The 15,778-nt window shown below is 36.3% G+C and carries 12 protein-coding genes and 1 tRNA gene; 3 read left to right on the top strand and 10 right to left on the bottom strand.

The features are described from left to right. Positions 1-45: 45 nt before the first annotated feature. The 5 genes from ACF3OB_RS05375 to rseP all read right to left on the bottom strand — a co-directional run bounded on the left by ACF3OB_RS05375 (position 46) and on the right by rseP (position 6,322). Positions 46-666: an SLATT domain-containing protein gene (locus ACF3OB_RS05375; protein ID WP_392448665.1), complete on the bottom strand. Its 621-nt coding sequence runs from the start codon at positions 664-666 to the stop codon at positions 46-48. A gap of 8 nt (positions 667-674) precedes the next feature. Continuing rightward, on the bottom strand, positions 675-1,973 hold the full coding sequence (locus ACF3OB_RS05380; RefSeq protein WP_392448666.1) for a nucleotide-binding domain-containing protein: 1,299 nt from the start codon (positions 1,971-1,973) through the stop codon (positions 675-677). A gap of 81 nt (positions 1,974-2,054) precedes the next feature. Next, on the bottom strand, positions 2,055-3,947 hold the full coding sequence (gene dnaK / locus ACF3OB_RS05385; protein WP_392448668.1) for a molecular chaperone DnaK: 1,893 nt from the start codon (positions 3,945-3,947) through the stop codon (positions 2,055-2,057). A gap of 283 nt (positions 3,948-4,230) precedes the next feature. Continuing rightward, complete coding sequence (locus ACF3OB_RS05390) at positions 4,231-4,629, bottom strand: hypothetical protein (protein ID WP_392448670.1); 399 nt, start codon at positions 4,627-4,629, stop codon at positions 4,231-4,233. 367 nt (positions 4,630-4,996) lie between these two features. Beyond that, the gene (rseP, locus tag ACF3OB_RS05395) at positions 4,997-6,322 is read right to left on the bottom strand and encodes an RIP metalloprotease RseP (RefSeq protein ID WP_392448672.1); all 1,326 of its coding nucleotides are present in this window, start codon (positions 6,320-6,322) and stop codon (positions 4,997-4,999) included. Between the two features lie 226 nt (positions 6,323-6,548). Here rseP and ACF3OB_RS05400 point away from each other — a divergent pair, with 226 nt between their 5' ends. Continuing rightward, on the top strand, positions 6,549-7,523 hold the full coding sequence (locus tag ACF3OB_RS05400) for a deoxyhypusine synthase family protein (RefSeq protein ID WP_392448674.1): 975 nt from the start codon (positions 6,549-6,551) through the stop codon (positions 7,521-7,523). A gap of 234 nt (positions 7,524-7,757) precedes the next feature. Here ACF3OB_RS05400 and ACF3OB_RS05405 read toward each other — a convergent pair whose 3' ends face one another. The 3 genes from ACF3OB_RS05405 to ACF3OB_RS05415 form a co-directional block, all read right to left on the bottom strand. Beyond that, on the bottom strand, positions 7,758-9,077 hold the full coding sequence (locus ACF3OB_RS05405) for a sugar MFS transporter (protein WP_095893821.1): 1,320 nt from the start codon (positions 9,075-9,077) through the stop codon (positions 7,758-7,760). Positions 9,078-9,225: 148 nt separating this feature from the next. Next, on the bottom strand, positions 9,226-9,738 hold the full coding sequence (locus ACF3OB_RS05410; protein WP_095912216.1) for a gamma carbonic anhydrase family protein: 513 nt from the start codon (positions 9,736-9,738) through the stop codon (positions 9,226-9,228). A gap of 165 nt (positions 9,739-9,903) precedes the next feature. Further along, positions 9,904-9,983 (bottom strand) — tRNA-Leu (locus tag ACF3OB_RS05415). Between the two features lie 154 nt (positions 9,984-10,137). Between ACF3OB_RS05415 and ACF3OB_RS05420 the strand changes: the two genes are divergently transcribed. Further along, on the top strand, positions 10,138-11,079 hold the full coding sequence (locus tag ACF3OB_RS05420; protein ID WP_042008274.1) for a ribose-phosphate pyrophosphokinase: 942 nt from the start codon (positions 10,138-10,140) through the stop codon (positions 11,077-11,079). Between the two features lie 29 nt (positions 11,080-11,108). Next, positions 11,109-11,708, top strand: a complete 600-nt coding sequence (locus tag ACF3OB_RS05425; protein WP_042008273.1) for a 50S ribosomal protein L25/general stress protein Ctc — start codon at positions 11,109-11,111, stop codon at positions 11,706-11,708. An 86-nt stretch (positions 11,709-11,794) separates the two neighbouring features. Here the strand turns inward: ACF3OB_RS05425 and ACF3OB_RS05430 are convergent, their stop codons facing one another. Then, the gene (locus ACF3OB_RS05430; RefSeq protein ID WP_392448677.1) at positions 11,795-13,009 is read right to left on the bottom strand and encodes a 3-phosphoshikimate 1-carboxyvinyltransferase; all 1,215 of its coding nucleotides are present in this window, start codon (positions 13,007-13,009) and stop codon (positions 11,795-11,797) included. Between the two features lie 2 nt (positions 13,010-13,011). Next, positions 13,012-15,777 (bottom strand): outer membrane beta-barrel protein, encoded by a 2,766-nt coding sequence (locus tag ACF3OB_RS05435; protein ID WP_392448679.1) that lies wholly within the window; start codon positions 15,775-15,777, stop codon positions 13,012-13,014. Position 15,778 lies beyond the last annotated feature (1 nt).

Below are 15,778 nucleotides of genomic sequence, written 5' to 3' on the forward strand. Positions count from 1 at the left end.
TTTTCAAAAAACTTTCGGACGGCTGTGATTTCAGTAACATTATTTTTAGGAAATGTAAATTACACAAGAATTTGATTTTATATTTGTTATCAACAAACATAAAATCAAAAAAAGTATTATTCCAAGCAGAATTAAAAATATGAAAACTTTTAAACTACTTGGTATTTTATCTTTCCAAAATGTAAGTTTTAATTCTTTTACAATCCATTCACTTTGAAATTGATAAAAAAACTTATAGTGAGCATACCAACCACTAAAATAAACTTGTTTGCTTATAGTCTTTGAATAAAAATCATTTTCAATTCCTTTAACTTGAGATAATATTTCATCTGTGTTAGCATCTATTTCATCTACTTTATAATATAAGACATTTAATTCATTAAAGTGTTTCGTATTAGTAACTCCTATTTCATCGTAATCATTTAACATAGATTCAAATTTGCTAATATATAAGCCAACAATACCGGCTATTAATAATAATGCCGATATTGTTTTCTCATTAAAAGTTTCAAAAACTAAAGCTAATATTCCAATTGCCATTGATATCATAGAAATATACTCATTTGTATTTCTAATTATATCGTATGAAGCAAAATTTTTCTTTGCTCCAAAACCTATATTATAAGCCGTTTTTGCTATGTATTGTTTTAGTTGTTTTTTATCCATAGTATTTTCTATCTAATAGGAACATCTATAAAATCTCGGGCTACAACAATATTGTCCTTGATTATATAACATTCTACATAATGTTCTCCACTAAAATCAGTATTTTCAAATCTAATATGATTTCCTGCATCATTTAGAATTTGTCCTCGTTCACAATTTCGCTTTATTGCTTCCTCTCCTCTGTTTATGACTTTCCATTTTACTTCATATGGGGCTGGAACTTCATTTTCTTTAATAAAGAATTTCAAACTTTTACTTGTTAGAAGAGGGAAATTCCTTTTCAACATCTCACGGAGAAAATATTCTCTAAATCCATTTTGTTTTACCTCACAATCTATTTCTAAATTATATCTAATATCTACTTTATATAAATCCTCAATAAATTCTTCTGTACTATTATAACTAAAATTCATTACTTTCGCTTCATTTACCGCTTCTGAATAAGATGGAAATTCCTTACCATAAATATCTCTCCACTTTTGATGTTTTTCTTTATCTTTTTCTGCATCAATAGCTTTACAAGCCAAATCATATGCTTTCTTTGCCTTTCTTCTAAAAGATTTAATAACTTTAACTCTCTGTTTGCTTCCTAATGCTCCGTATTCTTTTTGGTCTTTGGGTTGGTCATATAAAAACTTAAAAAAATCTCTTGACATTTTATCATAAGATGAATAACTTGTATCATCATAGTCTGTTGTCTCTTTCAAAAAATTATAAGCAAGGGTATCTATTAATAAACCTTTCATTACAACACCATTCTTATTTTTCCAAGCCCTCGCCATTTTACAAAGCCTTCTCAGATTTTTGTTTTTATTATCTGAAAATTCTTTCATAGCAGCCATCTCTTTTTTTGGTTTTGTAATTTTCCAAGAACCACCATTACTTGTGTCAGGATATTTATAGTCTTGTCTTTCCTCTTCAAATACAGGTTGAACATCAATGTGAGAATTATCTGAATAATTTATAGTAACCACACATCTATCAACCTTAATATCCGATGAAAAATATGTACTTTCTAAGGATTCTTTCACATCACTTAATAATTTATATTGTCCCCCATTTTTATAGGTATCCCATTCTGAGTCTGGCATTATATATAGCATATCCAAATCAGATATACTTTTAATACCTGTATATCTACCATACGAACCAACTTGTAAATGGTTATTAGTTTTAGAACTCGTATCTCTAAACTTTTCATTTAGATTTTTTGTAATTCTACCATATCTATAAGAAATAGTATTTGCTTTATCCTCTGGAATCTTTATATTCGATAAAAATTCTTTAAATTTCTCTGATGTATTCATAAGATATTTTTTAAGTTAGTTAAAAACCCCACCCAATTAGTATCAGGTGGGGCTGTATTTATTGCCCATCCGTGCTACGGACTATTTCACTTCTTCAAAATCTACATCTTGCACATTGTCGCCGTTTTGTTGTTGCTGACCGCCTGTGTTAGGTTGCGGTTCGCTTTGGGCTTGTTGTGCTTTGTAAAGGTCTTCAGAGGCTTGTTTCCACGCTTCGTTGATTCTGTCCAAAGCAGGTTGAATTTGTCCCAAATCTTGGCTTTGGTGTGCTTTTTTCAACTCCTCTAATGCCGATTCAATGCCTGATTTCTTATCTGCCGGAAGTTTGTCGCCAAACTCTTTGAGTTGTTTCTCGGTTTGGAAAATCATTGAGTCTGCCTCGTTGATTTTGTCGGCTTTTTCTTTGGCTTTTTTGTCGGCTTCGGCATTGGCTTCGGCTTCGCGTTTCATCTTTTCGATTTCCTCTTGTGAAAGTCCTGATGAGGCTTCAATTCGGATGTCGTGCGATTTGCCGGTTCCTTTATCGGTTGCCGAAACTTTGATAATTCCGTTAGCATCGATATCAAACGTTACTTCGATTTGAGGAACGCCACGAGGTGCTGGCGGAATGCCATCTAAGTGGAAGCGTCCTATCGTTTTGTTATCGTTTGCCATTGGTCGTTCTCCTTGCAATACGTGGATTTCTACACTTGGCTGATTATCAGCGGCGGTTGAAAACACTTGCGATTTCTTAGTTGGGATAGTTGTATTGGCTTCGATAAGTTTGGTCATCACCCCACCCATTGTTTCGATACCGAGTGAAAGCGGAGTTACGTCCAAAAGCAATACATCTTTTACATCTCCTGTTAAAACGCCCCCTTGAATAGCCGCACCAACAGCTACCACTTCATCAGGGTTAACACTCTTGTTTGGTTTCTTTCCGAAGAATTTCTCTACCGCTTCTTGCACCGCAGGAATACGTGTAGAACCTCCTACTAAAATCACTTCGTCAATATCGCTTGTTGAAAGTCCTGCATTTTTAAGGGCAGTACGACAAGGCTCGATGGTTCTTTTTACCAAATCGTCAATCAATTGCTCGAATTTTGCACGAGTAAGGGTACGCACCAAGTGTTTCGGACCTGTTGCCGTAGCCGTGATGTATGGCAAGTTGATTTCAGTTTGTGTAGAAGAAGAAAGCTCGATTTTGGCTTTTTCCGCAGCTTCTTTAAGACGTTGCAACGCCATTGGGTCTTTACGCAAATCCATTTGCTCTTCTGCCTGAAACTCTTCAGCTAACCAATTGATGATTTTTTCATCTACATCATCACCTCCAAGATGTGTATCTCCGTCAGTTGCAAGTACTTCGAATACGCCATCACCTAACTCCAAGATAGATACGTCGTGCGTACCACCACCGAAGTCAAATACTACGATTTTTTGGTCATTGTGTTTTTTGTCCAATCCGTAAGCCAAAGCAGCAGCGGTAGGCTCGTTGATGATACGACGAACTTTAAGTCCTGCAATCTCTCCTGCTTCTTTGGTTGCCTGACGCTGTGCATCGTTAAAGTATGCAGGAACGGTGATAACGGCTTCGGTTACGGTTTGTCCTAAGAAATCTTCGGCTGTTTTTTTCATTTTTTGAAGAATCATTGCTGAAATTTCTTGCGGAGTGTACAATCTTCCATCGATATCCACACGTGGCGTATCGTTATCGCCTTTTACCACTTTGTAAGGTACGCGAGCCATTTCTTTCTCTGATTCAGAGAATTTATTTCCCATAAAACGCTTAATCGAATAAACGGTTTTCTTAGGATTGGTTACTGCCTGACGCTTAGCAGCATCTCCTACTTTAATTTCTCCGCCGTCCACAAAAGCTACTACCGATGGAGTGGTTCTTTTGCCTTCGGCATTGGTAATTACCACAGGGTCATTACCTTCCATTACAGAAACACACGAGTTGGTGGTTCCTAAGTCTATTCCAATAATTTTGCTCATATTCTTAATTTATTTTTAATTCAACATTTATTTATCACCTTAGGCGGAACTGCTCCGCTTTGGGCTTCGAGCATCTAATAGTCAATGATTGTGCCAAAGGAAGAAATATGACAAAATGTCACTCAGAAGAGGTGTCCGGATTTTGAAGTTTAAAATTTACGCCGAATTATTGCTGTGAAAGAAGAAAAAAAAATTTGTAGAGTTACACAGAAAGGAAAAGGATTAAGAATAAAAACTGTCCGAAAAGTTGAATTCTTCGGACAGTTCTCTCGTTAAATTTCAATTATTGAACAAATTGTTCAGCCCACTCACTCCATTTTTTGAGGTCTTCGGACGAAACTTTCTTTCCTTGTTCTTCAATTTTTTTTGCCCATTCCTCCGATTTTGCTTTTAATTGATCGATTTTTTCTTGACTTCCCGCTTTGGTAGCTTCTTCTAACTCAAGTAAATATGCTTTATAGTCTGTAGCCATTTTCTGTAAATCACTATCTTGAAAAGAAGGCACTTCAAATTCAGAAATTGATTTTTTTACTTGATCAACGGCTTTTTCAGTCTCTGTCTGTAGCGTTTCAACAACATTTTCTACAGAGTTTTGAGTTTCTTTCTTAATTTGTTTTACGTTCTCACAGGAAACTATTCCTGATAGAGCAATAACGGATAAACTTACTAAAATTTTCTTCATAATTACAGATTTATTTAATTAAACAATTGTCGAAAGATCGACGTACAAATTTATTCGCAAATATACATTAAAGTTCTGTAACAAAAAACATATCATTTTGCTATTTCGCAGATTGACCTCGTAAGACCAAAGATTCCTGCTCAAAACCGACGGAATTTTGTACTTAGAAACAAACTCTTTGTTTTTTGTAGGTATGAAAATAACAACAAGAAGAAGGCTCCTAAAAAATGGAATAATACGATGTCATTATTTAAAAGATAGATGTATACTTTCTAATCTGAACGCAGTAAAATAAATCCTCGTTTTTTAGTTATTTTGTTAAAAACGAGGATTTGATGAATAAAACTAAGATTGATTATGCAAAAAACTATTTAAAAATAGCTTTGTAGATGTCATTTCCATTAGCAAAAAGTAGTAAGCCTATCAAGATGAAAAAACCTACCATTTGTGCATATTCCAAGAATTTATCACTTGGTTTGCGTCCTGTAACCATCTCATAGAGCAAGAACATGACGTGTCCGCCGTCTAACGCAGGAATTGGCAAAATGTTCATAAAAGCTAACATGATGGAAAGCAATGCTGTAGTATGCCAGAAAGCGTGCCAATTCCATTTTTCAGGAAACATCTTTCCGATAGCAGCAAATCCGCCCACTTCAGTAGCTCCTTTTTTAGTAAATATAAACTTGAATTGAGAAATATAATCACGGAGAGTCCAATAGCCGTAAGAAATCCCTTCCGACAAAGCTGATGCAACTGTATATGTTTTGTGAGTATATTCTACATTAGCGAGCTGGGTAGCAAAAAAACCTAATTTACCCTCGTCATTAGGCGTTACTTCTAAAAATTCCTTTCTTCCGCTACGTTCCACACCCACAATTATCGTTGATTTTTTCGGAAAAACCTTAATAATGTCTTGCACATCGCTATAATAGGTCACAGAAATATCATTGATAGAGATAATTTTATCTCCTGCTTGAAGTCCTGCTTTTTCCGCTGGGAAACCTACTAAAACTGAATCGACAATAGGCTTCAATCGTGGACGAAATGCCATCATTTCTCCTGCGTGAAACAATTGTTTACCAATAGAATCCGGTAAATGAACCATACGTTCATCACCATTTAACCCTTTAACTTTCAAATTGCCAACGTCTCGCAATAATACATATCGATTGATATCCAATAAATTTCCTAAAGGATTTCCATTAACTTCTGTGACGATATCTCCATTTTGGAATCCGTAAGTTTTCATAACTTCACTCACAGCAAACCCTCCTGTAAGTCCGTCTTCCTTAACTTGTTTTTCACCCCAGGTAAACAGAATAGCTGCGTAAATGAAAAAAGCTAACAACAAATTCATGGTAACCCCACCAACCATCACAATCAGTCGTTGCCATGCAGGTTTAGAACGAAATTCCCAAGGTTGAGGCGGTTGAGCCATTTGCTCCTTGTCCATACTCTCGTCAATCATTCCTGCGATTTTGACATATCCTCCCAAAGGCAACCAACCGACACCATAAATGGTCTCGCCAATTTTCTTTTTGAAAAGAGAAAATTTGACATCAAAGAACAAATAGAATTTCTCTACACGCATTTTGAAAGCCTTGGCAGGAATAAAATGCCCTAACTCGTGTAAAACAACCAATATCGAAAGACTCAGAATCAACTGAGCAGCCCTTATCATAAAAATCTCCATAGTAAACTTTTTAAAATTTCGGGCAAAAATACAAATTAATTATGAATTCAATATAGAAAAGGAAAAACATATTAAATAACTGACAGTTAGTTGTATAAACTGTTTTTTTATAAAAACACATCATTGTATCCTAAGTTTTTGGAGTTCAATAAAATAACCTGTGTATATTTCTGTATATGAATTAAATGTTCTATCTTTGCGTTTTCTAACATAAAAAAGATTCGAAATGAATAAAGGACCTATTTCTCAATTTATAGAGAAAAATTTTTTGCATTTCAATGCTGCTGCATTGGTGGATGCTGCTAAAGGATACGAAACGCACCTTTTGGAAGGCGGGAAAATGTTGATTTCACTTGCTGGAGCCATGAGTACTGCAGAGCTTGGAATTTCTCTCGCTGAAATGATTCGTCAGGGGAAAGTGGATATTATTTCTTGTACGGGAGCAAACCTTGAAGAAGATGTGATGAATTTAGTGGCACACTCACACTATAAACGCGTACCTAACTACCGTGACCTCACTCCACAAGATGAATGGGATTTACTTGAGAATCATTACAATCGTGTAACTGACACCTGTATCCCAGAAGAAGAAGCTTTCCGTCGTTTACAAAAACACTTGGAAGAAGTATGGCTCAAGGCAGAAAAGAATGGAGAACGTTATTTTCCACACGAGTTTTTATATCAAGTCGTAAACTCAGGCGTATTGGAGCAATATTACGAAATCGATCCAAAGAACTCTTGGATTATAGCTGCTGCTGAACGTAACTTACCTATTGTTTGCCCAGGTTGGGAGGATTCTACTACAGGAAATATTTTTGCTTCAAACGTTATCAAAGGAAATTTGAAGGCTTCCACAGTCAAGTCGGGTATTGAGTACATGGTGTATTTAACCGAATGGTATAGAGCTAATTCAGGAGGAAAAGGTGTCGGCTTCTTCCAAATCGGAGGAGGGATAGCTGGGGATTTTCCTATTTGCGTTGTTCCGATGATGTACCAAGATTTGGAGTGGACTGATGTACCTTTCTGGGCATATTTCTGTCAGATTTCAGATTCTACAACTAGTTATGGGTCATATTCAGGAGCAGTTCCCAACGAAAAGATTACATGGGGTAAATTAGATATTAACACTCCTAAGTTCATTGTGGAGTCGGACGCAACTATCGTAGCTCCACTTATTTTTGCCTATATATTAGGACAGTAATGAATCATTGTAAAGTATGAAAACTTCAAAAGCCCTAAACTTTAGTAAAACAAAGTTTAGGGCTTTTTATTTCCATAAAAATCAGGTCAATTTCCTTAGATATTTATTGTCAGTTTTATAAAGCTATCAAAATTTAGTAAAAATTACTCCTCTTTGATTAGCGACTTTTCTCTCGTGGAAAAGGTTTTCTTAATTATATTCTGACTTTATTCGTTTCAATTGATTTTTAAGTAATTACTCCACATGGTAGCGTTTGTAATATCCGAAGAACAAAATGTATCCGTAGCAAACTACTAAGGTTAAAAAAGCCATTCTGAAACCTATGTTATCCGTGAAAAAGCCAATTACAGGAGGAATAATAGCCCCTCCAAAAATCATTGTACACAAAATACCTGAAGCCTGTGGACGTAAATCGGACAATCCTTCAGAAGCCAAAGTGAAAATGGTAGGAAACATAATTGAATTGAATAAACCAACCGCTAAAATACTCCACATAGAGAGCAATCCGTCGGTGTTTATTGAAACAAGAATCAGTAGAATAGCAATCAACGAGAATGCTATTAACACCTTTGATGGAGCTATTTTTTGGGTTAGATATGCCCCGATGAAACGTCCAATCATGGCTCCTCCCCAATAGAACATCACAAAAATCCCTACAATGGATTTTGGATCGCCATGAATTAGATCAGCTTTACCTAAAAGTCCTCCCATGCCACTCACCAGCGAGCGCATTGTGCTATTTTCGAGGATGTCACGAACGATATTTATATCTATAAAATAATTTACTAAATAACTTCCAATTGCTACTTCTGCACCTACGTAAAGAAAAATACCAATTGCTCCAAGCATCAACCCTCGCTTTTTAAATAACTCTCCATAACTGTGACGTTTTGCATCCAAACTAATTACCTCTGGCAGTTTTACAAAAGCAAAAACAGTTGCTAATATTATGATACACGAAGCTATCCAAATAAACGGTGTTTGCACGGAAGCTGCTTCTGTCAAATAATAGGCCTCTTTTTCAACACTAGAGAGTACAGCAATTTCTTCCTCCGTTTTCACACGATCACTTAGGATGAATACAGCTCCAATAATAGGAGCTATCGTTGTTCCCAATGAATTAAAGGCTTGAGACAGGTTCAATCGGCTCGAAGCTCCCGATTCATCTCCCAAAATGGAAACATATGGATTGGCGGCCACTTGTAAAAATGTTATACCACTTGCCAAAATAAAAACGGCTAACAGGAAAACACCTAAAATGCGCTCAGATGCTGCTGGATAAAACAAAAAACATCCAGTTGCCATGGTTAACAATCCTAAGATAATACCTCGTTTATATCCAATTTTCGACAGAATAATACCTGCTGGAATCGACAATAACAAATAGGCCGTGAAAAAAGCAAATTGAACCAAACCAGCTTGAAAATAATTCAAGGTAAAAACATCTCGCAATCGAGGAATCAGCGAGTCAATTAGTACGGTCAAAAACCCCCAAAGAAAAAAGAGTGCAGTAACAAATATAAATGCTTTTTTATAGTTTTGTTTTGTGCTCATAGTGTTATGCTGTTAGAAACTAAACACAAAGCTACATAATTACTTATAACTTCGTTAATTTTTAACATTTTATTTTGTTGTATTTAAAACAAAATAAAATATACACTTGATTTACAATGATGTACATAAAAGAAAGTAGGGTTCAATGTTATACATCTTCAATCCAAGAAGCGTATTTAACATAGTTATCGGCGGTTCTTTGAATACCTTCTTTTTGTTCATTCGAAAGCGTTTTTATTTTCCGAGCAGGGACTCCTGCATAAATACTTCCTGATTCAACATGAGTATGCTCTGTAACTACCGCTCCTGCTGCTATGATACTATTGCTTTCAATAACACAACCATCCATAACAACACTTCCCATTCCAATAAGTACGTTATCGTGAATAGTACAGCCGTGAACGATGGCATTATGTCCAATTGAAACGTTGTTACCAATGGTTGTGGCATATTTTTGATAGGTTGCATGAATGACGGCTCCGTCCTGTACATTAACTTTATCTCCCAAGCGAATGGTATTCACATCACCTCGAATTACAGCATTATACCAAACAGTACACTGATTACCTAAAACCACATCTCCTGTAATCGTAGCATTTTCAGCAACAAAACAATTCAAACCTAACACGGGTGCTACTCCTTTAATTTTCTTTAGTATCATTTTCTTATTTGTTTTTACGTCTACTTAACATCTTTTTCTAATTGATTTTATTTGTAATAGAATAATTAGAGTTAAAACATTAGATGTATTCAAATATTTTTTTTAACTACAAAAACAAAAAAACCTTAAAATGTTGTTTATCAACAAATTAAGGTTTTAACACTGTACCTGAGGAGGGAATCGAACCCTCACTCCGAAGAACACGAGTTTGAGTCGTGCGCGTCTACCAATTCCGCCACTCAGGCTTATTTCCTCATCATTTCGGGTGCAAAGATACACAAGATTTTTAAATGTGCAAAAAAAATACAAAAAAAATATCAATGTTTATTTTTAAATTCATACCTTTGCACCCACGATAAAGAGACTACGATTAAAAGTACAACACATCTATTTACTATTATGGCATATATTGTACCAGAATCTAAGATTTTTGCATGTACACAAAGTGTTGAATTAGCAAAAAAAATTGCTGAAAAATACGGAACTCACTTAGGAGAAGTAAATATTTCTCGTTTTAGTGATGGAGAATTTCAACCTTCATTTGAAGAGTCTGTACGTGGAACCCGAGTGTTCATTATAGGTTCAACCAACCCAAGTTCTGAAAATTTGATGGAAATGTTGCTAATGTTGGATGCGGCCAAAAGAGCTTCGGCTCGTCACATCACTGCGGTGATGCCTTATTTCGGATGGGCTCGTCAGGACAGAAAAGACAAACCGAGAGTGCCCATTGCAGCAAAATTAGTGGCTAACCTTTTGGAATCGGCAGGAGCTACACGTATTATCACAATGGATTTACACGCGGATCAAATCCAAGGTTTTTTTGAACGTCCCGTGGATCATTTGTATGCTTCGACCATTTTCTTACCTCATCTTCAGAGTTTAGGACTTGAAAATTTGTGCATGGCATCACCCGATATGGGAGGTTCAAAAAGAGCTTACGCTTACTCTAAGTACCTGAACAGCGATGTGGTGATATGCTACAAACAACGCAAGAAGGCAAATGTCATAGAGACGATGGAGCTTATTGGAGAGGTGAAAGGAAAGAACGTAATTTTAGTGGATGACATGGTTGACACTGCAGGAACCTTGGTAAAAGCAGCTGAAATAATGAAGGAACGGGGAGCTATCAGCGTTCGTGCAGTCGCTACACATGGTCTTTTGAGCGGTGGAGCTTATGAAAGAATAGAAAAATCTGAATTAGAGGAACTTATCATTACAGATTCTATTCCTTTGAAACAGGAAAGTCCCAAAATTAAAGTATTGAGTTGTGCCGATTTGTTTGCTGAAGTGATGCACCGCGTACATGAAAACAACTCTATTAGCTCAAAATTTATTATGTAAATAATTTAATAACTAAATATATTTTTTAAATGAAATCAATTACAATCAAAGGATCTCAAAGAGAAAGCGTGGGCAAAGCAGCAACAAAAGCCTTACGTAATGCTGGACAGGTACCTTGCGTGTTATACGGAGGAGACAATGTTTTGCATTTTGCTGCACCAGATTTAGCATTCAAAAGCATCGTTTACACTCCAAACGTGTACACTGCTACGATTGAATTAGAGGGAAAAACGTATAGTGCTATTTTGCAAGATATTCAGTTTGACCCAGTTACTGACAAAATACTTCATATCGATTTCTATCAATTACATGAAAACAAAGAAATCACTATTGAGGTGCCAATCCAAATTACCGGAACTTCTCCAGGAGTTATGGCAGGTGGGGTGTTGCGTGTTGTTAACCGTAAACTGAAAGTAAAAGCTCTTCCTTCTAAATTGCCAGATTTCGTAAACGTTGATATTTCTGGTATGGAAATGGGTCAAAAATTCTATGTTACGAAATTACAACAAGACGATTACAAAGTAATGCATCCAGACAATACGGTTGTTTGTCAGGTGAGAATCTCACGTGCTGCAATGAAAGCTGCTCAAGAGGCTGCAAAAGCAGAAAAAGGAGGCAAGAAAAAATAATCTCCAAAATTGAATATAACGAAAAACCTCTCTTAAAAAAGGGAGGTTTTTTCATTTCATAAGAACTTGTTTTTCTGCAATGTTTACTAATCACCCATAATACTCTCTACATCGCTCCAAAAATCAGGGTACGACTTGGAAACCACCTCTGAATTATTGATTGTAATATTGCTTTTTAAACACAATGGGGCAAATGCCATCGCCATTCGGTGGTCATCGTAGGTATCTATTGCTATATTAGAACGAATTTCTTTACATCTGTTCAAATGCAAAGATTCAGCGGTAACTCTAACAACACCTCCAAGTTTGGTAAGCTCTGTTTTTAAGGCCTGTAAACGATCAGTTTCTTTGATTTTTAGCGTATGTAATCCTGTTAAATCACATGAAAGTCCTAAGCCAAAGCAGGTGATAGCAATAGTTTGTGCAATATCAGGAGTATTTCGTAAATCACACGAAAAATGGCTTTGTTTTGGAGTATGTTTTTTTTGCAAACGGATTTCATTGCCTAAAAAAATGGTTTCTACTCCAAAAAACGAATATATTTCTGACAAAATACTATCTCCTTGTAAACTGTGCTGTTTGTAGCTCTGTAAATGTATGTTCGTACCAACTTCCGACAAGGCGATGAAAGAATACCAATAGGAAGCCGAACTCCAGTCAGATTCTACAACAAGTGTTTTATTTACAGTCAATTGTAGTGGATGTATCACTATTGTAGTTCCGTCAAACGATGTGGTAACTCCTATTTCATCAAGTAGTTGGAGTGTCATTTTGATATAAGGCAAAGAAGTTGATTTTCCTAACAACCGAATTATCAACCCTTTATCTAAAGAAGGAGCTATGAGCATCAAGGCTGAGATGTATTGACTACTGACTTCCGATGGAATGCTGACCTCATTGTTGCAAAGTTTTCTTCCTACAATTTTCAATGGAGGGAATCCTTCACTTTCAAGATAGGTAATTTCTGCTCCCAAGGATTGCAACGCCTCAACCAAAATATGTATCGGGCGTTCCTTCATACGTGAAGAGCCTGTCAAAACGACTTCTTTCCCTTCTTGTGAGGCAAAAAAAGCTGTCAGAAAACGCATTGCTGTCCCTGCATGGTGAATGTCAATGGTTCCATTTCCTTTTTCAAGGGCAGCAATCATCACTTGGGAATCATCAGAATTGGACATATTTACAATTTCTAACTGCGGAAAAAGAGCTTGTAGAAGTAATAATCGATTGGTCTCAGACTTTGAGCCTGAAATAAAGATAGTCTTGCCTGATTTTAGGTGTGTTTTATTTAGCTTTTTAATCATAACTAAAATAGAATAACTCTTGATCCTTTTCCTTTGTTACCTCCTACTTTGTTGAGTTTATAGGTAAAAGTAAGCATAAAATATTGCTTCAACATGAGCCTTTGAGAATCCTGTACATAATCCTCTGTAATAATTCGAGACGAATCGACAGTTTGATTCAAAATATCAAAGGCTTTCAACTGAATCGTTGCTTTATCTTCTAGGAATTTGTATCCAACACTCGCATTCCAATAGAGGTACCCTTTGCGGAAGCCTTCGCCCATGTAAGGCAAATAGGAGTAGGAAAAATCGCTTCCGACGACCACATTTTTAGGCACATAGGAGGTTATTCTCAAACCTGTACGATGTTGTGTGTAATTCTGATTTTCAAACACTTTCGAATCATAGCGAGCTACATTAAACACAGGATTATAGGTCAGTTCTATATTAATTTTTTCATCATAATCGTATCCCAAAGAACTTCTTAAACTTAAAGAATAATTGGTCAAAGCATAGCGAGTCCCATTACTGAATTGATTATTTTCTCGAATACTTGAAAAAGTACCCAAGCCGTATTTCAACTTATTTTTATCCCACTTATTGGATTTATTATAATCAATTCCAAACATGAGGGAATAATCGCCATCAATGTTGGTGTAAGTGGTTCTCCGGGTCAAATCATCATTGGTTAATGTGATGGAAGTAATCTTATCTTCGTTTAAATAAGCATTGAACCATAGAAAATATCCTGTACGGGTTTCCCAGTTGAAGTTACTAAAATCTGCTCGAATACTATGTTCAAAAGTTGGTCGTAAATCGGGATTTCCTGTGAAGGTGTGCAAAGGATTATTCACATTATCAATGGGTTGTAGCTGATTTACGGACGGCACTTGGGTACTGGAATCATAGCGAACCGACATATTCTTTCCGCGTTGAAACTCATAGCGAAGACTGGTTTCTACTGAGAAATTGGTAAAGGTCCTATCTAAGTCCAATTCTCTCAAGAAATCTTGATTTTCAATACGATTACTAACCAAACTCACTCCTCCACTCCATCGAACTTTATCCTTATTCCACTCTAATCCTACCGATGGGCGCTGTTGGGTGTTTTGGGTAATAAAGTCAGAACTCAACGCCGTATTGAAGTTCACATAGTTACCACTCTGATTTGCATCATAAGTGTCTACATCGTTTTTAATATTGGTTTTCGAAAAAACATATTCCCCTCTTACAAAAAAAGTCTTGGCTATGGGATAACGAAAGCTCGTTCGAAGTCTATACTGGTCACTTGTGTTGTTAGCTTCTTGTTGTTGATCACGAACTTGCACCGAAGGATTAGCCCCAAATACCTCTGTGCGATTATCAATTTGTTGGAATCGTTCCGAGCGACTGTTTGAGTTTTCAAAGCCAATTCCCCAAAAACCACGTCCTTTAAAACGACGACGCAGTGAAACATAGTTATTAAAATTCACATTGTTTGTCTGAGCTTGGTTGGTGGACTCACTGCTATTGACAAGGGTACGATTGCTGTTCAACGATTGCTCCACACTTCGGCTACCGCTATGTGCATTGTTAATCCCTAAATTAGGGCTTACCTCAATCTGTGTGAGTGAATCTAATTTGTATTCCAAGGAAGCTCGTACCGAATGATTATCATTCCACGAATTACCCCAATGTTCTCTATCTGAAAAATAATGACGATTGGGCAGAGTTGTTTCTCGCAGGCTCTTGGTGTGATTTTCATTATCTGAATGTGTAAAAAGGTAATTTGCATCTACTTCCATATTTTTTGCATAAGTATCTGCATAATTCATACCCGCGGAGTGCGAAACATTAAGACCTTCGCTACTTCCTCCAAAAGAAACTCCATTAATCGAAAAACTTGATCCCGACATCGAAATGGTTCGTGTTCCTCGAAATCCACGTGACATCATTCCGTAAATTTCATCAAACTCAAAACCTGCGGAATTGATATTGTTGGAACTTGCTAAAACCGACACCCGAGTTTTATCTTTAAAATAATTCCCAATGCCACTGAATTCATAACGATCTTTGGTTCCATAACCTGCCGTTACACGTCCAAAAACACCTTTATTTTTATCTTCTTTAAGTACAATATTAATTGATTTATTATCGGAAGTACTTTCCTGACGAGTAAATTTCTGCTCTTTAGTTTTGGTGTCACTTACCTGAATTTTCTTCACAATGTCCTTTGTAAGATTTCGTGTAGCTGTTTTTACATCATTAAAAAAAGGCTTCCCATTTACCAAAAGCTCGTTCACCGCTACCCCATTTACAGTTATATTTCCACTGGCATCAACCTCTACTCCTGGTAAATTTTTAAGTAATTCCTCCACGGTAGCATCGGGTCGCAATTTAAATGCGTCAGCGTTAAATTCTAATGTATCTTTTTTTACGGTAATAGGAATTGCCTCCGAAGTTACTGTGACACTTTCTAATTCAAAAGCTTTTGCTTCTAACTCTATTTTTCCTAAATCAAGGCGTGGCTTCGGAGTTTCGATACGCTTTTTAAACGTCGCATTTCCGACATGGGAAATTATCAAATTCAAAAAATCATCACTTGACTTTCCTTTTAATGTAAATTTACCTTTGGCATCTGAAATAGTATAATTCACTAAGATAGAGTCTTTTACCGTCCTCACAAAAACCGTTGCGGCTTCCACAGGCTTTTGGGTTTCTTTGTCATAGATTTCTCCCACAATGGTAAATTGCTGAGCTGACATTCCTATGCTCAGTAAAAAAAAACATATTCCGATCAATCTCTTCATA

It is taken from the genome of Capnocytophaga canis (genome assembly GCF_043187445.1).
GTDB classification, from domain to species: Bacteria; Bacteroidota; Bacteroidia; order Flavobacteriales; family Flavobacteriaceae; genus Capnocytophaga; species Capnocytophaga canis.

What these genes read in the sequence shown, in the direction of transcription:
- ACF3OB_RS05405 (WP_095893821.1), bottom strand. Translation starts at nt 9,077, where the DNA reads ATGAGCACAAAACAAAACTATAAAAAAGCATTTATATTTGTTACTGCA.
- ACF3OB_RS05390 (WP_392448670.1), bottom strand. Translation starts at nt 4,629, where the DNA reads ATGAAGAAAATTTTAGTAAGTTTATCCGTTATTGCTCTATCAGGAATA.
- ACF3OB_RS05435 (WP_392448679.1), bottom strand. Translation starts at nt 15,777, where the DNA reads ATGAAGAGATTGATCGGAATATGTTTTTTTTTACTGAGCATAGGAATG.
- ACF3OB_RS05410 (WP_095912216.1), bottom strand. Translation starts at nt 9,738, where the DNA reads ATGATACTAAAGAAAATTAAAGGAGTAGCACCCGTGTTAGGTTTGAAT.
- ACF3OB_RS05430 (WP_392448677.1), bottom strand. Translation starts at nt 13,009, where the DNA reads ATGATTAAAAAGCTAAATAAAACACACCTAAAATCAGGCAAGACTATC.
- ACF3OB_RS05420 (WP_042008274.1), top strand. Translation starts at nt 10,138, where the DNA reads ATGGCATATATTGTACCAGAATCTAAGATTTTTGCATGTACACAAAGT.
- ACF3OB_RS05425 (WP_042008273.1), top strand. Translation starts at nt 11,109, where the DNA reads ATGAAATCAATTACAATCAAAGGATCTCAAAGAGAAAGCGTGGGCAAA.
- rseP (WP_392448672.1), bottom strand. Translation starts at nt 6,322, where the DNA reads ATGGAGATTTTTATGATAAGGGCTGCTCAGTTGATTCTGAGTCTTTCG.
- ACF3OB_RS05380 (WP_392448666.1), bottom strand. Translation starts at nt 1,973, where the DNA reads ATGAATACATCAGAGAAATTTAAAGAATTTTTATCGAATATAAAGATT.
- ACF3OB_RS05400 (WP_392448674.1), top strand. Translation starts at nt 6,549, where the DNA reads ATGAATAAAGGACCTATTTCTCAATTTATAGAGAAAAATTTTTTGCAT.
- ACF3OB_RS05375 (WP_392448665.1), bottom strand. Translation starts at nt 666, where the DNA reads ATGGATAAAAAACAACTAAAACAATACATAGCAAAAACGGCTTATAAT.
- dnaK (WP_392448668.1), bottom strand. Translation starts at nt 3,947, where the DNA reads ATGAGCAAAATTATTGGAATAGACTTAGGAACCACCAACTCGTGTGTT.